Here is a 22,407-nt window from a genome sequence, read left to right as displayed (position 1 = left end):
CCGCGAGGCTGAGCCGGTACTGCGCCGACCAGCAGCGGACGGCCCGGACTTTGGGGGAAGAGTGGCTGTTCCCGTTCCCGACGTAGCGCGCCTGCCGCTGACGGCGGCCCAACTCGGCATCTGGTTCGCCCAGGCTCGGGACCCGCGCAGCCCCGTCTTCAACACCGGCGAGTACATCGAGCTGACGGGCCCGCTGGACACGGACCGCTTCGAGCGGGCACTGCGCGAGGTCGTCGCCCGCACCGACGCGCTGCGGCTGCGCTTCCACACCGACGCCGACGGCACGGTGAGCCAGAGCCCCGACCCCGACCCGGACTTCACCGTCCACCACGTCGACCTCAGCACGGCCGCGGACCCGGCCGCCGCCGCCGACGCCTGGATGCGCGAGGTCGTCGCCCACCCGCTCGACGTCACCGCCGGGCGCCCCCTGTTCACCCAGGCGCTGCTGAAGCTGGGGGAGGGGCACCACCGCTGGTTCCAGCACGTCCACCACCTCCTCCTCGACGGCTTCGGCTTCCGGCTGGTCGCCGACCGTGTCGCCCGCGCCTACACCGGGACCCCCGGGCCCGCCGACGGCTCCGTGCGCGACCTCACCGACGCCGAGGCGCGGTGGCGCGACTCGCCCGCCCACGACCGGGACCGCGCGCACTGGCTCGCGCAGCCGCTGAGGACACCCGTGTCCGCGGCCGGAGCCACCGCGCCCGCCGCCGCGCACGCGCACCGGTACACCGCCTTCCTGGGCCGGGACGTCCTGGACCGCCTGGAGGACCTCGCCCGCGCCGCCGATACCGGCTGGCCGGTCGCCGCGCCCGCCGCTGTCGCCGCGTACCTGCAGTGGCTGACCGGCGAGACGGGCATCACGCTGAGCCTGCCGGTGGCCGTGCGCGGCACCTCGGCCGCCCGGCAGGCCGCCGGCACCGTCGCCCACGTGCACCCGCTGCACCTGGAGCCGCGCCCGGCGGCCCCGCTCGCCGACCTCGTGGCCGCCGCCCGCGACGCCATGACGCCCGTGCTGCGCCACCAGCGCCTCGGGCAGGAGGAGATCCGCCGCGAACTCGGCCACGTGGGCGCCGCCTCGCACGGCCCGGTCGTCAACGTGATGCCGTACGGGCACGCCCCGCGGTTCGGCGAACTCGGCGCGAGCGTGCACCCGGTGTCCACCGGCCCCGTCGACGACCTGAAGTTCTCCTTCTACGAGGAGCCCGGCGACGCCGGACTCCGCCTCGACCTCGAGGCCAATCCGGACCTGTACGACGAGGCCGAGACCGCGGCGCACCTGGCCCGCTTCACCCGGTTCCTGACCGCGGCCGCCGAGGCGGGCCCCGACGTGCCGCCCGCCCGGTTGCCCGGCGAGGAGCAGCCGCCCGACCCGGTCGCCCCGCACCCGGCGCCCGCGGTCGGCGACACCCTGCACGCCCTGTTCGCGGCCCGCGCCGCCGCCACTCCCGACGCCGTCGCCGTCAGCCACGAGGGCGAGCGGCTCACGTACGCCGAACTCGACGCCCGCGCCAACCGGCTGGCCCACCACCTCGTCGCCGCGGGCGCGGGACCCGAGCGGCTCGTCGCCCTCACCCTGCCGCGCTCCCTCGACCTCGTCGTCGCGCTGCTCGCCGTCCTGAAGTCCGGCGCCGCCTACCTGCCGCTCGACCCCGACTACCCGGCCGACCGGCTCGCCTGGATGCTCGAGGACGCCCGCCCCGTCCTCGTGCTCGACCCCGAGGCCATGGCCCGGGACCTGTCCGCGTACCCGGACACCGACCCCGGCGCCGCCGTCGGCAGCGGCCACCCGGCGTACGTCATCTACACCTCCGGCTCCACAGGCCGCCCCAAGGGCGTCGTCGTCCCGCACGCCAACGTGGTCCGCCTCTTCACGGCCGCCCGCCCCTGGTTCGCCTTCGGGACCGACGACGTGTGGACCCTGTTCCACTCCTACGCCTTCGACTTCTCCGTGTGGGAGATCTGGGGCGCCCTGCTGCACGGCGGCCGCCTCGTCGTCGTCCCGTACGCCGTCAGCCGCTCGCCCGGCGACTTCCTCGACCTGCTCGCGCGCGAACGCGTCACCGTGCTCAGCCAGACGCCCACCGCCTTCCACCAGCTCGACACCGCCGACCGTGAGCGCGGCGCCGACGCGCCCGAACTCGCCCTGAAACAGGTCGTGTTCGGCGGCGAGGCCCTCGAACCCGCCCGGCTCGCCGACTGGTACGCCCGGCGCGGCACCACCGCCCGCCTCGTCAACATGTACGGCATCACCGAGACGACCGTGCACGTCACCTGCGCCCCGCTCGGCCCCGAGCACGCCGTGCCCGGCGCCCGCTCCCTCGTCGGCGGCCCCCTGCCCGACCTCGGCACCCGGGTCCTGGACGCGGCGCTGCGCCCGGTCCCCGCCGGATTCACCGGCGAGCTGTACGTGTCCGGCGCCGGACTCGCCCGCGGCTACCTCGGCCGGCCCGCGCTGACCGCCGAGCGCTTCGTCGCCGACCCCTACGGCCCGCCCGGCTCCCGCATGTACCGCACCGGCGACCTCGTCCGCCGCCTCGACGACGGCACCTTCGCCTATCTGGGCCGCGGCGACCACCAGGTGAAGATCCGCGGGTTCCGCATCGAACTCGGCGAGATCGAGAGCGCCCTGACCGCCCACCCCGGTGTCGCCGAGGCCGCCGTCGTCGTCCGTGAGGACCGGCCCGGCGACCGGCGGCTCGCCGCCTACGCCGTGCCCGTGGCGGGCCGCACCCCCGACCCGGCCGACTGGCGCCGGCTGCTCGCCGCGACACTGCCCGCCCACTGCGTGCCCGCCTCCTTCACCCCGCTCGACGCGCTGCCGCTGACCGCCAACGGAAAGCTCGACCGCACCGCGCTCCCGGCCCCGCTCGCCGCCCCCGACGCCGCCCCCGCGCGCCAGGAGCCCGCGGCCGGGCCCGAGGAGGAGACGCTGCGCCAGGTCTTCGCCGACGTCCTCGGTCTCGCCGAGGGCGCCCGGATCGGAGGCGACAGCGACTTCTTCGCCCTCGGCGGCCACTCCCTCCTCGCCGGGCGGCTCATCGGCGCCGTGCGCGAGCGCCTCGGCGCCGAACTCACCGTGCAGGACCTCTTCGAGGCGCCCACCCCCGCCGGCCTCGCCGCCCGCGTGGCCGGCGCCGCCCGCGCCGACCGCCCGCCGCTGCGCCCCGTCCCGCACGGCACCGAGCCCGCCATGTCGTACGCGCAGCACCGCATGTGGGTGCTGCGCGAGGTCGAGGGGGCCGCGCCCACCTACAACATGCCGATCGCGCTGCGGATCACCGGTCCGCTGCACCGGGGCGCCCTGCGCGACGCCCTGCACGACCTCGTCGCCCGGCACGAGAGCCTGCGCACCGTCTACCCGCGCGGCGAGCGCGGCGCCGCCCAGCGGCTGCTGCCGCCCGAGGAGGCCAGGCCCTGGGTCGTCGAGACCCGCACCGAGCCGGAGGACCTGCCCGCCGCGCTCACCGCCGCCGCCCGCACCCCCTTCAACCTCGACTGCCAACTCCCGCTGCGCGCCCACCTGTTCACGCTGCCCGACGGCGACAAGGTGCTGCTCGTCCTGATGCACCACGTGGCCGGCGACGGCTGGTCGCTGCGCCCCCTCCTGGCCGACCTGGCCACCGCCTACTCCGCCCGCCTCGCCGGTCACGCCCCCGACTACCCGCCGCTGCCCGTCACCTACGGCGACTTCGCCGTGTGGCAGCGCGAGCTCCTCGGCGACGAGCGGGCCGACGACAGCCTCGCCGGACGGCAGCTCGCCTACTGGGAACGGACCCTGGCCGGACTCCCCGACCAGCTGGACGTCCTCGCCGACCGGCCCCGCCCGCCGGTCGCCGAACACCGCGGCGGCTCCGTCCCGCTGCGCGTCGGCGCCGCCCTGCACGCCCGGATCGACGCGTTCGCGCGCGAGCGCGGCGCCACCAGCCACATGGTGCTCCAGGCCGCCCTGGCCGGCCTGCTCACCCGGCTGGGCGCGGGCACCGACATCCCCATCGGCTGCCCCACCGCCGCCCGCCCCGACAGCGCCCTCGACGACCTCGTCGGCTTCTTCGTCAACCCGGTCGTGCTGCGCACCGACACCTCGGGCGACCCCTCGTTCACCGAACTGCTCGGCCGGGTCCGCAGCGCCGCCCTGGGCGCTTACGCCCACCAGGACGTGCCCTTCGACCGGGTCGTGGAGCGGCTCCAGCCCGAACGCTCCGCCGCCCGCCACCCCCTGTTCCAGGTGGTCCTCTCCTACCAGGACTTCGAGGCCCGCGCCGCCCTGCGCGGCCTGCACGTACGGCCCGAGCCCGTCGACTTCGGCGTCGCCAAGTTCGACCTCACGTTCAACCTCGTCGAGCACCGCACCGACGCCGGGGCCTTCGCCGGCATCGACGGCGACCTCGAGTACGACGTCGCGCTCTACGACCGCGCCACCGCCGAGTCCGTCGTGCGCCGCCTGCTCGTCCTGCTGGACGCGGCCGTCGCCGACCCCGAGGCCCCCGTCGGCGGACACGAGCTGCTCGACGCGGCCGAGCGGGCGCGGCTCGACGGCTGGAACGACACCGCCCGGCCGGTGCCGCCCGGCGGCCTCGCCGAACAGTTCGCCGCGCAGGCCGCCCGTACCCCCGACGCCGTCGCCGTCGTCGGCGACGACGGCCGCGAACTCACCTACGCCGAACTCGACCGCAGGTCCGGCCGGCTCGCCCGCCGGCTCGCGGACTCCGGCGTCGGCCGCGAGTCGGCCGTCGCCGTCCTCCAGCAGCGCTCCGCCGACCTCGTCGTCTCCCTGCTCGCCGTGGTGCGCGCGGGCGGCTTCTACGTGCCGCTCAACACCCGCTACCCGGCCTCCCGGATGCGGCTGATCACCGCCGACGTCGGCGCCCGGGTGCTGCTCACGGACCGGGTCACCGACGCCGAGCACGCCTGTGCCTCCTGGGCGGGCGACGCCGAGGTCCTGGTCGTCGACGCGCTCCCCGACGACGGCGACGTCCTGCCCGTCGTCCCCGTCCACCCGCACCAGCTCGCCTACGTCATGTACACCTCGGGCTCGACCGGGAACCCGAAGGGCGTCGCCATCACCCACGGCGACGTCGCCGCGCTCGCCGCCGACCGCTGCTGGCGCACCGGCCACCAGCGCCGGGTGCTGCTGCACTCCCCGTACTCCTTCGACACCTCCCAGTACGAGCTGTGGGTGCCGCTGCTGTCCGGCGGCGCCGTCGTCGTCGCACCCCCCGGCGACCTCGACACCCGCGCCCTGGAACGGGCGATCGTCGAGGGCGGCGTCACCGGCATGTGGCTCACCTCCGGCCTGTTCAACCTGCTGGCCGAGGAGTCCCCGCACTGCTTCACCGGCGTGCGCGAGGTGTGGACGGGCGGCGACGTCGTCTCCCCGGCCGCCGTCAGCCGGGTCCTCGCCGCCTCGCCGGACACGATGGTCGTCGACGGGTACGGCCCCACCGAGGCCACCACCTTCGCCACCCACCACTTCATGCGGGCGCCCTGGGAGCAGGAGACGACCGTCCCCATCGGTACCCCGCTCGACAACACCACCTGCCACGTCCTCGACGACCGGCTCCGGCCCGTCCCGCCCGGTGTCACCGGCGAGCTGTACATCGGCGGCGCCGGTCTGGCCCGCGGCTACCTCAAGCGGCCCGACGCCACCGCGGAACGGTTCGTCGCCGACCCGTTCGCCCCCGCCCCCGGCGCCCGCATGTACCGCACCGGCGACCTCGTCCGGCGCCGCCCCGACGGCGTCCTCGAGTTCCTCGGCCGGGCCGACCACCAGGTCAAGGTGCGCGGCTTCCGCATCGAGCTCGGCGAGATCGAGTCCGTGCTCGGCGCCCACCCGCACGTCGCCCAGTGCGCCGTCCTGGTGCGCGAGGACCGGCCCGGCGACAAGCGGCTCGTCGCCTACGTGGTGCCCGCGCCCGGCGCCGGGACCGACGCCGCCGTACTGCGCCCGCACATCGCGGCGGCGCTGCCCGACTACATGGTGCCCGCCGCGTTCGTCGGCCTGGACGCCCTGCCGCTCACCCCCAACGGGAAGCTGGACCGGCGCGCCCTGCCCGTCCCGGACTTCGGCGCCGCCGACACGGCCGGCCGGGCCCCGCGCACCCCGCGCGAGGAACTCCTCACCGTGCTGTTCGGCGAGGTCCTCGGCACCGAGAGCGTCTCCATCGACGACAGCTTCTTCGACCGCGGCGGCGACAGCATCATGGTCATCCAGCTCGTCGGCAAGGCCCGCCGCGCCGGGCTCTCCCTGAACGCCGCGCAGATCTTCGAGCACAAGACGGTCGCCGCGCTCGCCACCGTCGCCGAATCCCTCGACCAGGCACCCGAACCCGCCGGACAGGGCGCCCTCGACACCGAGGCGACCGGCGAGGTGCCGCTCACCCCGATCATGCACTGGCTGCGCGAACGCGGCGGCCCCGTCGAGGCGTTCAGCCAGTCGATGGTCGTCCCGGTCCCGTCGGACCTCGGCCTCGAACGGCTCACCGCCGCGATCCGCACCCTCCTCGACCACCACGACGTGCTGCGCGCGGTGTTCTCCCGCGAGGCCCGCGACGGCACCGGCACCGGCACCGACTGGTCGATGCGCGTCGGCGCCCCCGGCACCGTCCGCGCCGAGGACTGGGTGCGCCGCGTCGACGCCGCCGGCCTCGACGACCCGGCGCTGCGCGCCCTGGCCGCCGAGCAGGCCGCCGCCGCCCGCGACCGCCTCGACCCCTTCGCCGGACGCTGCGGCCAGGCCGTCTGGCTCGACGCCGGCCCGGACCGGCCCGGCCGGCTGCTGCTGACCCTGCACCACCTGGTCGTCGACGGCGTCTCCTGGCGCATCCTGCTGCCCGACCTCAAGGCCGCCTGGGAAGCCGGCGAACCCGGAGCCACCGGCGCCCCCCTGCCGGTCGGCACCTCCTTCCGCGCCTGGGCCCGGCACCTGGAGGCCGAGGCGGCACGCCCCGAGCGCACCGCCGAACTGGAGCTGTGGACCCGGACCCTCGCGGGCGGCGGCGCCCCCGTGACCGCCGAGCCGCTCGACCCCGCCCGGGACACGGCCGCCACCGCCCGCAGCATCGACCTCGACCTCGACACCGCCACGACGAACGCCCTGCTGACCACCGTCACCGCCGCCTTCCACGGCCGGGTCGACGACGTGCTGCTCACCGCGTTCGCGCTCGCCGTCGCCGACTGGCGCCGGCGCCGCGGCCTCGGCGACAGCGACGCCGTCCTCATCGACCTGGAGGGCCACGGCCGCGAACCCGGCGACAGCGGCGCCGAACTCTCCCGCACCGTCGGCTGGTTCACCAGCATGTACCCCGCACGGCTCGCCCCCGGACCGCTCGACCGCGCCGACGCGCTGGCCGGCGGACCCGCCGCCGGCCAGGCCGTCAAGCGCGTCAAGGAGCAGCTGCGGGAGATCCCCGACGGCGGCATCGGCCACGGTCTGCTGCGCCGGCTCGACGCCCGTACGGGCCGCAGCCTCGCCGCGCTCGCCCCGCACGGCACCCCCGCCGTCGGGTTCAACTACCTGGGCCGCTTCCCCGCCGCCGAGGGCGGACTGTGGACCGCCGCTCCCGACGCCGACCTGATCGGCGACGGCACCGACCCCACCCTGCCCCTGGCGCACGCCGTCGAGGTCAACGCGCACACCCGGGACGAGAGTTCCGGACCGCGTCTGCAGGCCGTCTGGACCTGGGCGGGCCGGCTCCTCGACGAGGCCGCCGTCCGGGACCTGGCCGAGAGCTGGTTCCGCGCCCTCGAGGCCCTCGTCACCCACACCACGCGCCCCGACGCGGGCGGTATCACCCCCTCCGACCTGTCCCTGGTCTCGCTCAGTCAGGACCAGATCGACCAGCTCGAAGCCGCCTGGAAGGTAGCCCGATGACGCAGTCCGGACTCGCCGACGTCCTGCCCCTGTCCCCGCTCCAGGAAGGACTCCTCTTCCAGGTCGCCTACGGCGCCGAGACCGAGGGCACGGACGTCTACACCGTCCAGATGGTCTTCGAGCTGCGCGGACCCCTCGTCGAGGAGGACCTGAAGGCGGCCGTACGCGGTCTGCTGCGCCGCCACCCGAACCTGCGGGCCGGCTTCTGGCAGCAGAACGTCGAGCGGCCCGTGCAGTTCGTGCCCCACGAGGTGCCGCTGCCCTGGCGCACCCGCGACCTCACCGGACTCGGCGCCGCGGACCGCGAGCGCGCCGTCGCCGCGTACGTCGCCGAGGACCGCGCCGAGCGCTTCGACCCGGGCACCCCGCCGCTGATCCGGTTCGGCCTGCTCGCGCTCGGCCCGGACCACCACAAGCTCGTGCTCACCACGCACCACCTGCTCCTCGACGGCTGGTCGATGCCGCTGCTCGTGAAGGAGCTGTTCACCCTGTACGGCAGCGCCGGCGACGACGCGGACCTGCCGCCGGTCACCCCGTACCGCGCCTACCTGGGCTGGCTCGCCGGCCGCGACGACGACGCGGCCCGCGCCGCGTGGCGCACCGCGCTCGCCGACCTCGACGGGCCCAGCCTGGTCGCGGACGCCGGCTCCGGCCGGGGCGCGAGCGCCGCGGCGGCGCTGCCCGGGCAGATCTGGCACGAGACCGACGCCCCGACCACCCAGCGCCTCACCACCCTCGCCCGCTCCCTCGGCCTCACCCTCAACACCCTGGTCCAGGGCGTGTGGGCGCTGCTCCTCGGCGCCGAACTGGGCCGCGACGACGTCGTGTTCGGCGCCACGGTCGCCCACCGGCCGCCGGAGATACCCGGCATCGAGTCGACCATCGGCATGTTCATCAACACCCTGCCGGTGCGAGTCCGGATCCGCCCCGCCGAGAGCCTCGGCGAGCTGCTCGGCCGCGTCCAGCGGGAGCAGGCGGCGCTCATCGAGCACCGCCACCTGTCCCTCACCGAGGTCCAGGCCACCGCCGGGACCGGTGAACTCTTCGACACCGTCGTGGTGTTCGAGAACTATCCGCTCGACCCGGCCGTCCTGCGCGCCGAGTCCCGCGGTCTGCGCCTCGCCGGCTTCGAGGTCGGCGACGCCACCCACTACCCGCTCAGCCTCCTCGCCATCCCCGGCGAGACCCTCCGCTTCCGCCTCGACCACCGCGCCGACGTCCTCGACGAGACCGGTGCCCGGGACCTGCTGCGCCGCCTCGACACGGTGCTCGCGGCCATCGCCGAGCACGGCGCCGACCGGCCCGTCGGCCGCCTCGCCCTGCTGCCCGCCGACGTGGAGCGCCGCGTCGTCGAGGAGTTCAACGCGAGCGGCGACCCGGCCGCGCACCACACCCTGCCCGCGCTCTTCGAGCAGCAGACCGCCCGCACCCCGGACACCGCGGCCCTCTCCGTGGGCCCCGACACGCTGACGTACGCGGAGCTGAACGTGCGGGCGAACCGGCTCGCGCGGTATCTGGTGGAGCGGGGTGTGGGTCCGGAGAGTGTGGTGGCTCTGCGCATGCCGCGTTCGCTGGATCTGTACGTGGCGCTGTTGGCGGTGTTGAAGGCGGGTGGCGCGTATCTGCCGGTGGACGTGTCGTATCCGGCGGAGCGGATCGCGTTCATGCTGGAGGACGCGGCCCCGGCGCTGGTGCTCGACGCGATGCCGTCGGGGCTTGAGGGGTACGCGGACGGTGATCTGACCGACGGTGAGCGGACGGCGGCGCTGCTGCCGCAGCATCCGGCGTACGTGATCTACACGTCCGGGTCGACCGGTACGCCCAAGGCCGTCGTCATGCCCGGCGGAGCGTTCGCCAATCTGCTCGCCTGGCACGACCGCGAGATGCCCGGCCCGGCCGGCACCCCCGTCGCCCAGTTCACCACCATCGGCTTCGACGTCGCCGCCCAGGAGATCCTCGGCACCCTGCTGCACGGGAAGACCCTCGTCGTGCCGCCCGAGGACGTGCGGCGCAGCGGTGAACAGTTCACCGCCTGGCTCGACGAACACGAGATCGCCGAGCTCTACGCCCCGAACCTCGTCGTGGAGGCCGTCGCCGAGGCCGCCGCCGAGACCGGCCGCACCCTGCCCGCGCTGCGCCACATCGCGCAGGCCGGCGAGGCACTGGCCCTCGGCGCCGGTGTGCGCGCGTTCGTCGCCGCCGTCCCCGGCCGCCGCCTGCACAACCACTACGGGCCCGCCGAGACCCACGTGATGACGGGCACCGCCCTGCCCGAGAACCCCGCGGACTGGCCCGAGAACGCCCCCGTCGGCGCCCCGGTCACCGGCGCTCGCGCCTACGTCCTGGACAGCGCGCTGCGCCCGGTCGCGCCCGGCGCCGTCGGCGAGCTCTACCTCGCGGGCGCGGGACTCGCGCGCGGCTATCTGAACCGGCCCGTGCAGAGCGCGGAGCGCTTCGTCGCGGACCCGTACGGCGCCCCCGGCACCCGTATGTACCGCACCGGCGACCTCGGCCGCTGGAACACCGAAGGACAGCTGGAGTTCGCCGGACGGGCCGACCATCAGGTCAAGATCCGCGGCTTCCGCATCGAGCCCGGCGAGGTCGAGGCGGCCCTCACCGCCCTGCCCTCCGTCGCCCGCGCCGCGGTGCTCGCCCGCGAGGACCGGCCCGGCGACAAACGCCTCGTCGCGTACGTCGTCCCCGCCCGGGGCCCGGTCGACCCCGCCGCCCTGCGCACCGAACTGGCCCGCACCCTCCCCGAGTTCATGGTCCCGGCCGCCGTCGTCCCCCTCGACGCGCTGCCGCTCACCCCCAACGGCAAACTCGACCGGGCCGCCCTGCCCGCGCCGGTGACGACGACGGTCCGGCGCGGCCCGCGCTCCCCGCGCGAGGAGATCCTCTGCGACCTCTTCGCGACCGTCCTGAAGGTCCCGCGCACCGGCATCGACGACAACTTCTTCGACCTCGGCGGCCACTCCCTGCTCGCCACCCGGCTCATCAGCAGGATCCGCACCGTCCTCGGCGCCGAGATCAGCCTGCGCGACCTGTTCGAGGCGCCGACCGTCGCCGGGCTCGCCGAGCGTCTCGACGGCGCCGCCGGAGCCCGCCCCGCCCTGGCACCCGCGGCCCGCCCGGACCGGCTGCCGCTGTCGTACGCCCAGCGCCGGCTGTGGTTCCTCGGCCGGCTCGACGGCCCCAACAGCACGTACACGATCCCGCTCGCCCTGCGGCTGCGCGGCGACGTCGACCGGGCCGCGCTGCGCGCCGCGCTCGCCGACCTGACCGCCCGCCACGAGACGCTGCGCACCCGCTACCCGAGCCACGCCGGCGAGCCGTACCAGGAGATCCTGCCGGCCGTCGACGCCGTGCCCGCGCTCGGCGTGGAGCTGGCCGAGGAGGCGACGCTCGCCGAACGGCTCGCGCGGGAGGCCGCCCGGCCCTACGACCTGACCCGCGAACTGCCCCTGCGCGCCACCCTGTTCCAGCTCGGCGAGCAGGAGCACGTCCTGCTCCTGCTGCTGCACCACATCGCCGGTGACGGCTGGTCCCTCGCGCCGCTGTCCCGCGACCTCGGCCGCGCCTACGCCGCCCGCCGCGCGGGCCGCGCCCCCGACTGGGCGCCGCTGCCCGTGCAGTACGGCGACTACACGCTGTGGCAGCGCGAACTGCTCGGCGACGAGAACGACGACCGGTCCCTGCACGGCGCCCAGCTCGCGCACTGGCGCGAGGCGCTCAAGGGCTCGCCCGGCCACCTGGAGCTGCCCACCGACCACGCGCGGCCCGCCGTCGCGAGCCACCGCGGCGAGACCGTGCCCTTCCGGATCCCCGCCGCCCTGCACGAGAAGCTCACCGCCCTGGCGAAGGCCGGCGACTGCTCCCTGTTCATGGTGCTCCAGGCCGCGTTCGCCGCCCTGCTCACCCGGCACGGCGCGGGCACCGACATCCCCGTCGGCAGCCCCATCGCGGGCCGTACCGACGACGCCCTCGACGACCTCGTCGGCTTCTTCGTGAACACGCTCGTGCTGCGCACCGACACCTCCGGCGACCCCACCTTCGCCGAACTCCTCGACCGGGTGAAGCAGTTCGACCTCGCCGCCTACACCCACCAGGACCTGCCCTTCGAGAAGCTCGTCGAGGAGGTCAACCCCGAGCGGTCCCTCGCCCGCAACCCGCTCTTCCAGGTCGTCCTCGCGCTCCAGTCCATGCCCGCCGCCGATCTCGCCCTGCCCGGCCTGACCGTCGCGGCCGAGCCCGTCCGCGTCGGCTTCGCCAAGTTCGACCTGGGCCTCGCCGTCGTCGAGGAGCACACCGCCGACGGCGCCCGGGCGGGTATCCGCGGCGACTGGGAGTTCAGCACCGAACTCTTCGAGCGCGCCACGGTGGAGGCGCTCGGCGAGCGTCTGGTCCGCTTCCTGGACGCGGTCGCCGACGACCCGAAGCGCACCATCGGCTCCGTCGACCTGCTCGGCGCCGCCGAACGCCACCGGCTGCTCGTCGGCCTCAACACCACCGCGGACGTCCCCGAAGCGGCTCCGACCACCCTCACCGCCCTCTTCGAGGAGCAGGCCGCCCGCACCCCCGACGCCACCGCCCTGGTCATGGGCGACCGCTCGCTCACGTACGCCCAGGTCGACGCGCGCGCCAACCGGCTCGCCCGCCACCTCGTCGAGCGGGGCGCGGGACCCGAGCGGATCGTCGGCCTGCGGCTGCCCCGCTCCCTGGACCTGATCACCGCGCTGCTCGCCGTGTGGAAGAGCGGCGCCGCCTACCTGCCCATGGACCCGGACTACCCGGCCGACCGCATCGCGCACATGTGCGCCGACGCCCGCCCGGCCCTCGTCCTGGACGCCCTGCCGCAGGACCTGAGCGCCCACCCCGACACCCCGCTCACCGACGCCGACCGCACGGCGCCGCTGCGTCCGCAGCACCCCGCGTACGTCATCTACACCTCCGGCTCCACCGGCCTGCCCAAGGGCGTCGTCGTGCCCCACGGCACCGCGGCCGCGACCCTGCCCGCACAGTTCGCCGGGTTCGGCCTCGGCCCGGGAAGCCGCGTCCTCAACTTCGCGTCGATCAGCTTCGACGCCGCGCTGTGGGAACTGACCGCCGCGCTCCTCTCGGGCGCGGGCCTCGTCCTCGCCGGCGCCGACGACCTGCTGCCCGGCCCCGGCCTCGCCCGGCTCGTGCGCGACCAGGGCGTCACCCTGATCGCCCTGCCGCCCAGCGCCCTGCCCGCCCTGCCCGACGACGCGCTGCCGCCCGGCACCGACCTGATCGTCGCCGGTGACGTCACCGCCCCCGACCAGACGGCCCGCTTCGCCCCCGGCCGCCGCATGGTCAACGCGTACGGCCTCACCGAGACGACCGTGTGCGCCACCATGAGCGAGCCCCTCGCCGGCGCCGTCGTGCCCCCGATCGGCCGCCCCGTCCCCGGCGCCCGCGTGTACGTCCTCGACGAGCGGCTGCGCCCCGTCCCGCCGGGCGTCACCGGCGAGATGTACGTCGCCGGCACCGGGCTCGCCCGCGGCTACCTCGGCCGCCCCGAACTGACCGCCGCGCGGTTCGTGCCCGACCCGTACGCGCTGCTGTTCGGCGAGACCGGCGCCCGCATGTACCGCACCGGCGACCTGGCGCGCCTGCGCGCGGACGGCACCCTGGAGTTCGCGGGCCGCGCCGACCAGCAGCTCAAGATCCGCGGCTTCCGCGTCGAACCCGGCGAGATCGAGGCGGCGCTCACCGCGCACCCCGCCGTCGCCACCGCCGCCGTCGTCGCCCGCGAGGACGGCCCCGCCGACACCGGCAAGCGCCTCGTGGCCTACGTCGTGCGCGACCCGCACGGCACCGGGCCCGACACCGCCCGCGGCGCCGACCAGATCGACATGTGGCAGGAGACGTACGAGCAGCTCTACGAGGCCGAGCCCGGCCAGGAGTTCGGCGAGGACTTCTCCGGCTGGAACAGCAGCTACACCGGCGCCGAGATCCCCCTGACCGAGATGCGCGAATGGCGCGCGGCCACCGTCGACCGCGTCCTCGCGCTGCGGCCGCGCCGCGTCCTGGAGATCGGCTGCGGCACCGGCCTGATCCTCTCCCAGGTGGCCCCGCACGTCACCGAGTACTGGGGCACCGACCTGTCCGCGAGCGTCGTCGACCAGCTCCGCGCCCGCCTGGAGACCCGGCCCGACCTGGCCGGGAAGGTCACCGTGCGCGCGGGCGCCGCGCACGAGACGCAGGGGCTGCCCGAGGGCCGCTTCGACACCGTCGTCGTCAACTCCGTCGTCCAGTACTTCCCGAACGCCGACTACCTCGCCGACGTGCTGCGCGCGGCCGCCCGTCTCCTCGCCCCCGGCGGCACCGTCTTCCTCGGCGACGTCCGCAACCTCCGTACCCTGCGCACCTTCCGCACCGCCGTGGAACTGCGCCGCGCGGGCGCCTTCGCCGACCCGGCCGCCGTGCGCGCCGCCATCGAGCAGTCCCTGACCACCGAGAAGGAACTCCTCCTCGACCCCGACTTCTTCACGGACCTCGCCGCGCGCGAGCCGCTGTTCGCCGGCGCCGACATCACCCTGCGCGCCGGCTCCCACCACAACGAGATGAGCCGGCACCGCTACGACGTGACGCTGCGCCGCACCGCGGCCGACGACGAGGGCGAGCGGAGGATCGGGGGAGAGCGGACCCTGACCTGGGGCACCGACCTCGACACCGCCGACGCGCTCGAAGAGGCGCTGCGCCACGGCGGCCCCCTCCGCGTCACCGGCATCCCCAACACCCGCCTCGTCCGCGAGAGCGCGGCCCTGCGCGCGCTCGACGGCCCGGCCGCCGCCGAGGCCGCCGGCCTGCTCGACGGGCCCCTGCCCGCCGAGGCCCTCGACCCCGACACCCTCCACGCCCTCGGCGTCCGGTGCACCTGGGGCGCCCGCGACGACACCTTCGACGCGTACCGGGGCGACGGACCGGCCTACCTGCCGCGCCGCGGCGAGGCAGGTAGGCCGTTCGCCAACGACCCCGCCCGCGGCGGCGAGGACACCCGGCTCACCGGGGAACTGCGCGACCTCGTCGCCGAGCGGCTGCCCGCCCACATGGCCCCCGCCGCCTACGTGCTGCTCGACGCGCTGCCGCTGACGGCCAACGGAAAGCTCGACCGGGCCGCCCTGCCCGCCCCCGACCAGGGCGCCGAGGCCACCGGCCAGGAGCCCCGCACCCGGCGCGAGGAGATCCTCTCCACCCTGTTCGCCGAAGTGCTCGGCCTGCCCCGGGTCGGCATCGACCGCAGCTTCTTCGACCTCGGCGGCCACTCCCTCCTCGCGACCCGGCTGCTCAGCCGCATCCGCACCGTGCTCGGCGCCGAACTCGCCGTCCGCGACCTGTTCCAGGCCCCCACCGTCGCCGCGCTCGCCGAGCGCATCGACGGCGCCCAGGAGGCCCGGCCCGCGCTCACCGCCCGTACCCGCCCCGACGAGGTGCCGCTGTCCTTCGCGCAGTACCGGCTCTGGTTCCTGCACCGGATGGAGGGCCCGAGCGCCACCTACAACATCCCGATGAGCCTGCGCCTGACCGGCGACCTCGACCGGGACGCCCTGCGCGCCGCCCTCGCCGACGTCACCGCCCGCCACGAGGCGCTGCGCACCGTCTACCCCGAGCGCGGCGGTGTCCCGCGCCAGCAGATCCTGGAACCGTCGGCCCCCGCCGTCGAGACCCGGGCCACCACCGCCGACGGGCTGGAGGCCGACCTCTCCGAGGCGGCCCGGCGCGGCTTCGACCTCGCCCACGAACCGCCCCTGCGCGCCACCCTGTTCGAGCTCGGCGAGCGGGAGCACGTCCTGCTCCTGCTCATGCACCACATCGCCGGCGACGGCTGGTCCTGGCCGCCGCTGGCCCGCGACCTCACCGAGGCCTACGCCGCCCGCCGCGCCGGCCGCGCCCCCGACTTCGCCCCGCTGCCGGTCCAGTACGCCGACTACACCCTCTGGCAGCGCGAACTGCTCGGCGACGAGCACGACCCGGACAGCCGCCACGCCCGCCAGCTCGCCCACTGGGCCGAGGCCCTGAACGGGGTCCCGGAAGAGCTGCCGCTGCCCACCGACCGGCCCCGGCCCGCCGTCGCCACCCACCGCGGCGACCAGGTGCCGTTCCTCATCGAGCCCGCGCTGCACCAGCGGCTCGCCGCCCTCGCCGGCGACCGCCGGGCCAGCCTCTTCATGGTGCTCCAGGCCGCGTTCGCGACCCTGCTCACCCGGCACGGCGCGGGCACCGACATCCCCGTCGGCAGCCCGATCGCGGGCCGTACCGACGACGCCCTCGACGACCTCGTCGGCTTCTTCGTCAACACCCTCGTGCTGCGCACCGACACCTCCGGCGACCCCACCTTCGCCGAACTCGTCGACCGCGTACGGGAGACGGACCTCGCGGCCTACGCCAACCAGGACGTGCCCTTCGAGAAGCTCGTGGAACGGCTGCGCCCCGAGCGCTCCCTCTCCCGGCACCCCCTCTTCCAGGTCATGCTCGCCTTCCAGAACAGCGGCGAGGCCCGCCTCGCCCTGCCCGGCCTCGCCGCCGAGGCACTCGCCGTCGGCGTCGGCGTCGCCAAGTTCGACCTGCACCTGAGCATGGTCGAACTCCGCGCGGGCGACGGCGCGCCCGGCGGCGTCCGCGCCGCCCTGGAGTACAGCACCGACCTGTTCGAGCGCGGCACCGCCCAGGCCCTCGTCGACCGGCTGCTGCGCCTGCTCGCGGCCGTCGCCGACGAGCCCGGCACCCGCGTGAGCCGCATCGAACTCCTCGACCCCGCCGAACGCCGCCGCGTCCTCGAGGACTGGAACGAGACCGAGGCGACGCGGCCGACCGAGGACGCGCGCGTACCGGAGCTCTTCGAACGCCAGGTGGCGCGGACGCCGGACGCCGAGGCACTGGTGCACGGCGACGCGTCGCTCACGTACGCGGAGCTGAACGCGCGGGCGAACCGGCTCGCGCGGTATCTGGTGGAGCGGGGTGTGGGCCCGGAGAGCGTGGTCGCTCTGCGTATGCCGCGTTCGCTGGATCTGTACGTGGCGCTGCTGGCGGTGTTGAAGGCCGGGGGCGCGTATCTGCCGGTGGACGTGTCGTATCCGGCGGAGCGGATCGCGTTCATGCTGGAGGACGCGGCCCCGGCGCTGGTGCTGGACGCGATGCCGTCGGGGCTTGAGGGGTACGCGGACGGTGATCTGACGGACGGTGAGCGGACGTCGGCGCTGCTGACGCAGCATCCCGCGTACGTCATCTACACGTCCGGCTCGACCGGCACGCCCAAGGCCGTCGTCATGCCCGGCAGCGGCCTCGAGAACCTGCTGACCTGGCACGCCCGCCGCTTCCCCGGCGCGGCCGGTGTCCGCACCGCCCAGTTCACCGCCATCGGCTTCGACTTCTCCGTGCAGGAGATCCTCTCCCCGCTCGTCATGGGCAAGGCCCTGGTCGTGCCGTCCGAGGACGTACGGCACAGCGCCGAACTGCTCACCGCCTGGCTCGACGAGCAGGAGGTGTCCGAACTCTTCGCGCCGAACCTCGTCGTCGAGGCCGTCGCCGAGGCCGCCGCGGAGGCGGGCCGCACCCTGCCCCGGCTCACCGACATTCTCCAGGGCGGCGAGGCCCTCACCCCGAGCGCCCGCGTCCGCGACCTCGCCTACGCGGTCCCCGGCCGGCGTCTGCACAACGTGTACGGCCCCGCAGAGACCCACGCCGTCACCACCCACACCCTGCCCGCCGACCCGGCCGACTGGCCGGCCTCCGCGCCGATCGGACGCCCCGTCGACCACGACCGCGTCTACGTCCTCGACAGCGCGCTGCGCCCCGTTCCGCCGGGCGTCACCGGCGAGCTGTACCTCGCGGGCGCGGGCGTCGCCCGCGGCTACCTGGGCCAGCCCGCCCAGACCGCCGCCCGCTTCGTCGCCGACCCGTACGGTGCCCCCGGCACCCGCATGTACCGCACCGGCGACCTCGGCCGCTGGAACACCGAAGGCCTGCTGGAGTTCGCCGGACGCGTCGACCACCAGGTCAAGATCCGCGGCTTCCGCGTCGAGCCCGCCGAGGTCGAGGCGGCGCTCACCGCCCACCCGGGCGTCGTCCGCGCCGCCGCCGTCCCCCACGGCGACCGCCTCGTCGCCTACCTCGTCACCCGCGACGGCGTCGACCTCGCCGAGGTCCGCGCCCGACTCGCGGCCCGGCTGCCCGACTTCATGGTGCCCTCCGCCTGGATCGCCCTGGACGAACTGCCGCTCACCCCGAACGGCAAGCTGGACCGCGCCGCGCTGCCCGCCCCGGACGCCCCCGACGCGACCGGCCGCGCCCCGCGCGACCCGCGCGAGGAGGTCCTGTGCGGCCTGTTCGCCGAGGTCCTCGGCGCCGAACGGGTCGGCATCGACGACAACTTCTTCGACCTCGGCGGGCACTCCCTGCTCGCCACCCGCCTGCTCAGCCGCGTCCGTACCGTCCTGGGCGCCGAGATCTCGCTGCGCGACCTGTTCGAAGGGCCCACCGTGGCGCGGCTCGCCGAGGCCGTGGCCGCCGCCGAGAGCGGCCGCAGCCGTCCGGCCCTCGTGTCCCGGACCCGCCCGGACACCCTGCCCCTGTCGCCCGCCCAGCGGCGGCTGTGGTTCCTGGGCCGGCTCACCGGCGGCGACCCCGGCTACAACATGCCGGTCGGCCTGCGGCTGACCGGCACCCTGGACGCGGAAGCCCTCGAAGCGGCGCTCTCCGACGTGACGGCCCGCCACGAGACCCTGCGCACCGTCTTCCCCGAGAACGAGGACGGCGGCCCCCGCCAGCACATCCTCGCCCCGGACGAGGCCCGCCCCGTCCTGCACCTGCGCGACACCACCGAGGACGGGCTCGCCGCCGAACTGGCCGCCGCCGCACGGCACTCCTTCGACCTCACCACCGACCTGCCCCTGCGGACCGTCCTGTTCCGCGTCGGCGAGCGGGAGCACGTCCTGCTCCTGCTGCTGCACCACATCGCCGGCGACGGCTGGTCGCTCGCCCCGCTCACCCGCGACCTCGTCACCGCCTACGACGCCCGCCGCGCCGGCCGCGCCCCCGAGTACACGCCGCTGCCCGTCCAGTACGCCGACTACACGCTGTGGCAGCACGAGGTGCTCGGCGACGAGACGGACCCGGCCAGCACCGTCGCCCGGCAGAGCGCCTACTGGAAGGAGGCCCTGGCCGCCCTTCCCGACGAGCTGCAACTGCCCGCCGACCGGCCGCGCCCGGTCGTCCCCGCGCACCGCGGCGAAGCCGTCTTCCGCACCCTCGACCCCGCCCTGCACCGGCAACTGCTCGACCTGGCCCGTTCCAGCGGCGCCAGCCTCTTCATGGTGCTCCAGGCCGCCCTCTCCGCGGTCCTCACCCGGCACGGCGCGGGCACCGACATCCCCGTCGGCAGCCCGATCGCGGGCCGTACCGACGACGCCCTCGACGACCTCGTCGGCTTCTTCGTCAACACGCTCGTGCTGCGCACCGACACCTCGGGCGACCCCAGCTTCCGTGAACTCCTCGACCGGGTCCGCGAGTTCGACCTCGCCGCGTACGCCAACCAGGACGTGCCCTTCGACAAGCTCGTGGAGGAGCTCAGCCCCGGACGCTCCCTGTCCCGGCACCCGCTCTTCCAGGTGCTGCTCGCCCTCCAGAACACCCCGGAAGCCCTCCTGGAGCTGCCCGGCCTCACCGTCCGGCCCGAGGTGGTCGCCCTCGGCGCCGCCAAGTTCGACCTGACGTTCAACCTGGCCGAACGGCACACGGACGGCGAGCCCCAGGGCATCGACGCCGTCCTCGAGTACAGCACCGACCTGTTCGACGCGGCGACCGCCCAGGCGCTCACCGACCGCCTGATCTCCTTCCTGCGGTACGTCTCCACCGACCCCGACATGAGCATCACCGACGTCCCCGTCCTGGGCGCGGGGGAGCGCAGCCTCGTCCTGACCGGCTGGAACGACACGGCGCACCGCCCCGGCCGGGAGGCCGCCGACGCCTCGCTGCCGCACCGGGTCGCGGAGCGCGCCGCCGCGACGCCCGACGCGGTCGCCGTCACCGAACCCGGCGGCACGACCCTCACCTACGCGGAACTCGACACCCGCGCCAACGCGCTGGCCCACCGCCTCGCCGCCGAGGGCGTCCGCCCCGGAACCCCCGTCGCCGTGCTCCAGGAACGCTCCGCGCACCTCGTCGTCACCACGCTCGCCGTCCTCAAGGCGGGCGGCGCCTACGTGCCGCTGCACACCGGCTACCCCGAGGACCGGATGCGGCACGTGCTGTCCGACACCGGCGCGGCACTCCTGATCACCGACGCCACACACGCCGCGACCGCCGCGCGCCTGGGCGTGCGCACCCTCACCCCGGACGACGGACCCGGCGCCGTGCGCGCCGACGCCCCCGAAGTCGCGGTGCTGCCCGACCAGTTGGCGTACATCATGTACACCTCCGGCTCCACCGGCGTGCCGAAGGGCATCGGCATCACCCACCGCGACGCCATCGCCCTCGCCGTGGACCGCTGCTGGGAGACCACCGCCGACTCGCGCGTCCTCATGCACAGCCCCTACGCCTTCGACATCTCCACCTACGAGCTGTGGAGCCCCCTCCTGGCCGGCGGCCGCATCGTCGTCGCGCCGCCCGGGAACATCGACGCGCACGCCCTGCGCGGGGTCCTGGCCGAGCAGGGCGTCACCTCGCTGCTCCTGACCGCCGGGCTGCTCGGCGTCGTCGCCGACGAGGCCCCCGAGGTCTTCGCCGGTGTCAGGGACGTGTGGACGGGCGGCGACGTCGTGTCGCCCACGGCCGTGCGCCGGGTGCTCGACGCCTGCCCCGGCACCACCGTCAAGGTCCTGTACGGGCCCACCGAGATCACCCTCGGCTGCACCTGGCACCGCTTCACCGAGGCGTCCCAGGTCCCGGCCGCCGTGCCCATCGGCCGCCCCCTGGACGAGACCCGCGCCTACGTCCTGGACGAGCGCCTGCGGCCCGTGCCGCCCGGCGTCCCCGGCGAGCTCTACATCGCCGGCGCCGGCCTCGCCCGCGGCTACCTCGACCAGCCCGCCCGCACCGCCGAGCGCTTCACCGCCGACCCGTACGCCGAACTCTTCGGCGACGTCGGCGGACGCATGTACCGCACCGGCGACATCGCCCGGCGCGGCACCCGCGGCCTCCTGGAGTTCCTCGGCCGCGCCGACCAGCAGGTCAAGATCCGCGGCTTCCGCGTCGAACCGGGCGAGATCGAGACCGCCCTCGCCACCCACCCCGCCGTCACCCGCGCCGCCGTCGTCGCCCGCCCCGGCCCCGGCGGCGACAAGGCCCTCGTCGCCTACCTCGTCGGCGAGGAGGTCCCCACCGACGAACTCCGCGCCGAACTGGAACAGTCGCTGCCCGACTACATGGTCCCGGCCGCCTTCGTGCCCATGACCTCCCTGCCCGTCACCCCGAACGGCAAGCTCGACCGCGCCGCCCTGCCCGAACCCGTCTGGGGCGGCGGCACCGGCCGGCTGCCGCGCGGCCCGCGCGAGGAACTGCTGTGCCGCCTGTTCGCCGAGGTCCTCGGCGCCGAACGGGTCGGCATCGACGACAACTTCTTCGAACTCGGCGGCCACTCCATGCTCGCCACCCGGCTCGCCGGACGCGTCCGCGCCGAACTCGGCGGCGACATCGGCGTACGCACCCTCTTCGAAGCCCCCACCGTGGCCGCGCTCGCCGCACGCATCGACGGCGAACCGGGCAGCCGGCAGGACCCGTTCGGCGTGGTGCTGCCCCTGCGGGCGGGCGGCAGCGGCACCCCGCTGTTCTGCGTCCACCCGGCCGGCGGCTTCGGCTGGATCTACTCCGGACTGCTGCGCCACATCGACCGCGAGCAGCCCCTGTACGCGCTCCAGGCCCGCGGCCTGAGCCAGGAGGAGCCGCTGCCCGCCGACATCGACGCCATGGCCCGCGACTACGCCGAGCAGATCCGCAAGACCGTCCCCGAGGGCCCCTACGAGATCCTCGGCTGGTCCTTCGGCGGACTCGTCGCCCACGCCGTCGCCACCCGGCTCCAGGAAGAGGGCGCCGAGGTCAGCCTCCTCGCCGTCCTCGACGGATACCCCGACGCCTACGACGGCACCGAGCACGAGGTCGGCGAGGAGCAGGTCCTCGCGATCCTGCTCAACGCCGCCGGCGTCGACCGCGCCGAGGCCTTCGGCGACGCACCCCTGGAACGCGCCGCAGTCCTCGAACGGCTCGGCGAGACCGGCAGCGCGCTCGCCCACCTCGACGACGCCTCGGTCACCCGCATGGTCACCGTCTTCCTCAACAACACGCGGCTCATCGCCGACTTCCGGCCCGCCCGGTTCGACGGCGACCTGGTGTTCTTCGGCGCCACCGTCGGCCGCACCGACCCCGCGCTCACCCCCGCCAACTGGAGCCCCTACGTCGCCGGCCGGGTCGAGGAGCACCACCTGGACACCGACCACGCCGGCCTCGCCCGGCCCGAGGCCCTCGGCCGGATCGCACGCACCCTCGCGGACCGCCGCGCCCCGCGGGCCGGCCACTGA

General features: G+C 75.5%; 2 protein-coding genes. Both read left to right on the top strand.

The genetic code is table 11. The features are described 5' to 3' along the window. The first annotated feature begins 61 nt into the window (after positions 1-61). On the top strand, positions 62-7,870 hold the full coding sequence (locus tag ACIBTU_RS35215) for an amino acid adenylation domain-containing protein (protein ID WP_399130756.1): 7,809 nt from the start codon (positions 62-64) through the stop codon (positions 7,868-7,870). Further along, positions 7,867-22,407: an amino acid adenylation domain-containing protein gene (locus ACIBTU_RS35210; RefSeq protein WP_399130755.1), complete on the top strand. Its 14,541-nt coding sequence runs from the start codon at positions 7,867-7,869 to the stop codon at positions 22,405-22,407. Before ACIBTU_RS35215 ends, ACIBTU_RS35210 begins: the two co-directional genes overlap by 4 nt.

It is taken from the genome of Streptomyces sp. NPDC050145 (assembly GCF_044460245.1).
Taxonomy (GTDB): domain Bacteria; phylum Actinomycetota; class Actinomycetes; order Streptomycetales; family Streptomycetaceae; genus Streptomyces.
Note: the sequence above shows the minus strand (reverse complement) of the source record. Positions and strands in the feature narration are given on the sequence as shown.

Coding starts and splice junctions, on each gene's coding strand:
- ACIBTU_RS35210 (WP_399130755.1), top strand. CDS start 7,867: ATGACGCAGTCCGGACTCGCCGACGTCCTGCCCCTGTCCCCGCTCCAG.